This window comes from Prevotella sp. CAG:255 (genome assembly GCF_000431195.1).
Taxonomy (GTDB): domain Bacteria; phylum Bacteroidota; class Bacteroidia; order Bacteroidales; family Bacteroidaceae; genus Prevotella; species Prevotella rara.
The window spans coordinates 1-4,813 of the sequence record NZ_HF986758.1 but is presented as its reverse complement, the minus strand read 5'-3'; the positions used below and the strand labels follow the sequence as shown (position 1 = coordinate 4,813).

General features: G+C 49.5%; 4 protein-coding genes. 1 reads left to right on the top strand and 3 read right to left on the bottom strand.

Annotation, left to right across the window (positions count from 1 at the left end; genetic code table 11):
- Positions 1–63: 63 nt before the first annotated feature.
- A complete protein-coding gene (locus tag QVO66_RS00405) occupies positions 64–474 on the top strand; it encodes a DUF4878 domain-containing protein (RefSeq protein WP_082335276.1) in 411 nt (136 codons plus the stop codon).
- A 181-nt stretch (positions 475–655) separates the two neighbouring features.
- Here the strand turns inward: QVO66_RS00405 and QVO66_RS00400 are convergent, their stop codons facing one another.
- The 3 genes from QVO66_RS00400 to QVO66_RS00390 all read right to left on the bottom strand — a co-directional run bounded on the left by QVO66_RS00400 (position 656) and on the right by QVO66_RS00390 (position 4,361).
- The gene (locus tag QVO66_RS00400) at positions 656–2,692 is read right to left on the bottom strand and encodes a chitobiase/beta-hexosaminidase C-terminal domain-containing protein (RefSeq protein ID WP_021853379.1); all 2,037 of its coding nucleotides are present in this window, start codon (positions 2,690–2,692) and stop codon (positions 656–658) included.
- 294 nt (positions 2,693–2,986) lie between these two features.
- Entirely contained in the window at positions 2,987–3,805 is an 819-nt protein-coding gene (locus QVO66_RS00395; RefSeq protein WP_021853378.1) for a pyridoxamine kinase, read from the bottom strand.
- Positions 3,806–4,034: 229 nt separating this feature from the next.
- Positions 4,035–4,361, bottom strand: coding sequence for a DMT family transporter (locus tag QVO66_RS00390; RefSeq protein ID WP_021853377.1), 327 nt, complete (start codon positions 4,359–4,361; stop codon positions 4,035–4,037).
- Between the last annotated feature and the right edge of the window lie 452 nt (positions 4,362–4,813).

The following is a 4,813-nucleotide window of genomic DNA, read 5'->3' as shown; positions in this document are numbered from 1 at the left end:
TTTATTTCTAACAATATGTGTTGCGGAATTAAGGTTATTAACAAACAAAAAAATTTTTGAACCATGAAAAAATTAATTGGAATTATGGCTCTTATGGCAGCCTTGTTTATCATGACATCGTGCGGTGGCGGCGGAAACACCCCTAAAGCCGTGGCAGAAAAGGCTGTTAAATGCTTGCAGGACAAAGACTACGACAAATTTGCCGACCTCGTTTATATGAAGGTTAAAGAGGGCGAAGACCCTGAAGCCGGAAAGAAGATGCTGTCGGGCATGATGCAGGGCAAGGCCGACAAGATGTATGAGAAAAAAGGCGGAATAAAGTCGTATGAGGCGCTGTCTGAACAAATAGACGAAAGCGGCGAGAGTGCTGTTGTTAAGATGAAGATTATGTATGGTGACGGCTCTGACAAAGAAGACGACATCAAGCTCAAGAAAGACGAACAGGGCAACTGGAAAATAGACATGGGCAAATAATAACAGAGGCTTAATCATAATAAAAGACAGGGGGCAAGATGCTGATACATCTTGCCCCCTGTCTTTTATTATCCCCTATCGGTAATTATACCGTATATGGCTTTATTATCTTGCGTATACGTCTGAAATATAACGCCCGACAAAGGTTTATCCTTGAATGTTATTCTGTGATGTCAAGCCGTTACTTCACCACAACCTTCTTGCCGTTAACGATGTAAAGGCCTTTGGCGAGTCCGCTTACAGCCTCGTCGGCCGTAGCACATCCCGACGTATGGCGCACGAGGCGTCCGTCTATGGTGTAGACACCTGCAGAGGTGCGTCCTTCGGCTTTGTCGGCCACGATACCGCCGATGCTTGTGGCATACTTGTCGGTAACATCGTCAACCTTATACTTGCCGCCCTCAGAGGTTGAAGAAATCTCGAAGTAGCTGTCTTTGCTGACGTTGTTCACGTCAACTGTCTGAGGCGAGCCGCTCGCGGTGCTGAACACGAAGCACACACAATCGTCTGACGAGTTCATCGTGTAGGTCTGATAATACCATGTCTTGCCGCCCACGGTCTTTGTAGTTGTAACGTTGTCGCCGGGCCATGAGCCGTTCACGGGCGAGTGTGTGCCGTCGCCGCCCCACGACCAGAAGTTTACGCGGCTCCAGCCTACGTTGTCGGCATTGACGCATACAGTTATCTCATGTGGCTGGAATGCCGTAACGGTGTAGTGGCGTGTTATCATGCCGCTCACTGCGCCGCCGGTCAGCAGTGCAGCCTTGAGGGTTGTGGTGGCGTCGATGCTCACTGTTGCGCCGCTGCTGACTTTCGTGCCGTTAGATGCCGTAGGCTCGCTGCCGTCAGTGGTGTAGACAATCTGTGCGCCGGCATCGGTTGTGAGTGCGCTGAGAGTTACGCTCACGCCGTTGTCGTAAGAGCCTGACGGAACATCGGCCCATACGCTGCCGGCATTGCGCGAGATATAATATGCAAAGTTCTGCCCCTTGTCAACGAGCTGATAGTCGGCTTCCTTTACGGTTGACGAAGGCCATGAGGTTGAGCCCATAATAACAACCACCGACTTGCCGTCAGTGCCGTTCACCTTGATGGCATACTGCGAGGCGGTGCGGTTCATGGTCTCAAATGTGCTCTCGTTGTTTATGCCGGCCATGTTGCGCGCATATATCATCTGCTTTATGTCCTGCTTATATTCCTTCCAGTGAGGCAGGAAGACGCACGGAGTGCCCGGCGCTGCCAGGATGAAGGCGTTGGCAGCCAGGATGTTGGCCTTCACCTCGCCGTCGTTGCCGCGGCCATAGGTGTCGTGGTTGTCAACGAAGGTTACGGCATAGCGGCGATAATACATGTCGTTGGCCAGACAGCTGCCGCCCAGCGTACTCCAGTTTGAAGACGAGTTGCAGCAGTCGCGCAGCAGATATTTCAGCGGGAAGTCGAACGCGGCCGACTGCTTTGCGCCGTTGGCTGTGGTGCCGTCTATCCAGCTCTTTATCTGCGACACGCCATCCCAATACTCGCCTACCGAATACTGCGGGTTGGCGGCCGTGTTGTATATGCCCGTAAACTCAGGCGCATAGCCCTTCACCATGTCGTAGCGGAAGCCCGTATATCCAAGGTCGTTGAGCAGGAAGTCGAGATATGCCTTAACCATGGCCTGCACGTTAGCGCTGTTATGGTCGATGTCGCGCGCTCCGTCGAAGTCGTCGCCCGTGTCGGTCTGTCCCGTAGGCTTAACCTCAGCCTGCGCAGCCGTCTTGCCTCCGTCGTCGTTAGAGCAGATGTCGGCAGCCCCCATCGTGTAGGTTACGCCCTTGTAGGTCTCCTCGGGGAAGCTCATCCATGTGCCAGCCATCGACGAGCGGTGGTTGATAACCACGTCGGCTATAGTGCCCAGCCCCTTGCTCTTGAAGGTGCTGATCATGGAGCGCAGCTGCTGCTCGTTGCCGAACGTGCTCGTGTAGTTGTTAAACCAGTAGAGGTCGTTGTATCCCATGGAGTTGCCCGAGCCGCAGTTGCCGCTCTGAGGTATCCATATCAGTTTGAAAAACTCAGACAGCTCGTCGGCCTGACTCTCGAGGTTGGTCCACTGTGTGTCTGAGAACGAGTCCCAATAAAAGCCTTGCAGCATCACGCCCTGCCAGCCCGACGGCCATCCCTGTGCCGAAACCGACAAAGCCATAAGTGACGATACGATTGTGGTAAATAATTTTCTCATGGTATAAAAATGTTTTTTCACGGTGTAAAATTAAAGATATTATGAACATCTTGTTTACACGCCGCCACAAATATCAGCGAAACTTCTGTGCAAACGTTTGTCTTGAGAACTGGATATAAGGATTTTTCAATCCGACAGCGTCCTGTTTATTATGACTTACAGGTATGAATTGCGAATCAAAGATCCTTATATCCGACAGAACAATGGCCTTGTTGCTTCGAAACAAAGACAGGAGTTTCGATTACAACAAGGCATTAGGATTCTTCACTCTTCACTTTTCGTTTTTCACTTATGTCAAAGCACGTCGAGATATTTCTCCAGAGGTATGCCGCGGTTTTTGTCAGTGTTGTCCTTGTTGAGGTCTATCAGCTTATACACCACGTCCATGGCCTTGCGTGTGCTTGGTTTCAGTTCCTTTCCGCCCAGCAGATAGCCTATGAGCACGGCTGAGAAGATGTCGCCGGTGCCGGGGAAATGAACGGGTATCTCAGTGTAGGGCTGTGTGAAATACTCGCCGTTGACGTGGTTGTAGCCAACAACTGACGGCTGGCCGTCTACACGTATGCTCGTTATCAGGGCCGACTTTGTGCCTAACTTCAGAAGTGAGTCGAGCAGTCGACGGGCACCTTCGGCTGTTACTCCGGCAGCGTCATATTGGCTGTCGGTGAGATAGCAGGCCTCAGTATAGTTTGGAAACACAAGATGGGCCACGCTGACCATCTCGCGCATGCTCTTTATGGCCTCGTCGGTAACGCCGTTATACAGCTTGCCCTCGTCGCCCATTATCGGGTCGACATACACCACCGTGCCGTTCTCTGCCTGTTCGCGACAGTAGGCTGCTATGATGCGCGCCTGAGTCTCCGACGCCATGAAGCCTGTGGCTATGGCATCGAACGAGAAGCCGAGCTCGCGCCATACGGGGAACACGCCCTTGATATACTCTGTTGTCTCGAGTATGTTGAACTTTCCGTAGTCGAGCGTGTTAGACACAAGTGCCGTGGGCAAATTATATGTGGGATGTCCCATATACGACAGTATAGGGAGCATGGCTGCCGTGGCCACCTTTCCGTAGCCTGCCATATCGTTTATGAGCAATATCTGTTTCTTTTTCATAACATTCTAAGTTTCGGCTGCAAACTTACATAAAACTGATGAATTAACGCAAACAAAATTGAAAATATGGTCTGGCACAAAGCATATTTATATGACAAGCACAAAATGAAACCCGCAAAGCCCCAGCCGGCCGTCATACCGCATACTATGTTATACACAACATAAGACAAAGACACAGGCTGAATCATAACGCTATATTTCAGTTAAAGCCCTGCCGGATATCAGTCGTTCAATGCGAAACCATCTTCAGTCCGATTATTGAGGCTATCAGCGTGGTGATAAAGAACAGGCGCAGGAATGATGCCGGCTCATGAAAGAAAATGATGCCCAGCAGCACCGTGCCAACGGCCCCGATGCCTGTCCACACAGGATAAGCCGTGCCTATGGGCAAAGTCTGCACCGCCTTGGCCAGCAGCACCATGCTCAGGACAAGACATACAAGAAAACCGACGCACCACAGATACCACTCCGTGCCGGAGGCTTCCTTCATCTTGCCAAGACAGAAGGCAAAGCCCGACTCAAAAAATCCGGCAATAACAAGAATAATCCAATTCATCTGCTTTTATTTTTTCTGCATATACAAAATCGCAAACAAAGATACGAATTTTAATCTAAAATAGAATGACATAAAAATCTAATCAGTCGACATACTGCAAATTGCGCTATCACAGGCAACAGTTTTTATTCGCATGCGCAGCTTTATGACGCAAAAAATTAACTAAGATTATCGTCATAAGGCTTAATATTTTCGCATAAATTAATTACTTTTGTAAACGGATTGAGAATACTCTTTCCAAAATATATTTTAAGGATTTAAAGAAGCGTTATGCTTTTCTTGTAAGTTGGAAACGTAGGAAATTTCATAACTTGGCACAAGAGAGGGCATAGTGGTTCTCACGCTATAGCGTGGGCTGCTATTATCATATCTGTGCCAAAGGTTTCCTACGACCTCCAACTTAGACATGATGGCATTGCAGTTCCACGCTTGAACCGAATAACATTCTATAT

Coding starts and splice junctions, on each gene's coding strand:
- QVO66_RS00390 (WP_021853377.1), bottom strand. CDS start 4,361: ATGAATTGGATTATTCTTGTTATTGCCGGATTTTTTGAGTCGGGCTTT.
- QVO66_RS00400 (WP_021853379.1), bottom strand. CDS start 2,692: ATGAGAAAATTATTTACCACAATCGTATCGTCACTTATGGCTTTGTCG.
- QVO66_RS00395 (WP_021853378.1), bottom strand. CDS start 3,805: ATGAAAAAGAAACAGATATTGCTCATAAACGATATGGCAGGCTACGGA.
- QVO66_RS00405 (WP_082335276.1), top strand. CDS start 64: ATGAAAAAATTAATTGGAATTATGGCTCTTATGGCAGCCTTGTTTATC.